This is a genomic window from Colwellia marinimaniae (genome assembly GCF_002207865.1).
Lineage (GTDB): Bacteria > Pseudomonadota > Gammaproteobacteria > Enterobacterales > Alteromonadaceae > Colwellia > Colwellia marinimaniae.
Genome location: NZ_BDQM01000471.1, coordinates 1 through 242, shown reverse-complemented (window position 1 = coordinate 242; position 242 = coordinate 1). Strand labels below are relative to the sequence as shown.

The following is a 242-nucleotide window of genomic DNA, read 5'->3' as shown; positions in this document are numbered from 1 at the left end:
GCCTGGCATTTTCCCGCCCATAGAAAAGTCGTAATCTTTACCAAATGTGATTTGATATGAAAAATACAACTCGTTAAATTCGTTTAAATGCTTACCACCGGAAATGCCTTTTTTGTAATAGCCTTTGGGATGAGTTACCGCTAACTGCTTTGAACCATTTCTGTCGATGATATTAGCTTCACCAGAAACATTTCCCCATTCATTATTAAAATCTGAGTTGAACATAGCCGAGGTGTAACCAC

At 38.0% G+C, this 242-nt stretch carries 1 pseudogene; it reads right to left on the bottom strand.

Features of this window, described 5'->3' with window-relative positions:
- Positions 1 to 242, bottom strand: a pseudogene (locus MTCD1_RS20110) (polysaccharide lyase); the annotation flags it as partial.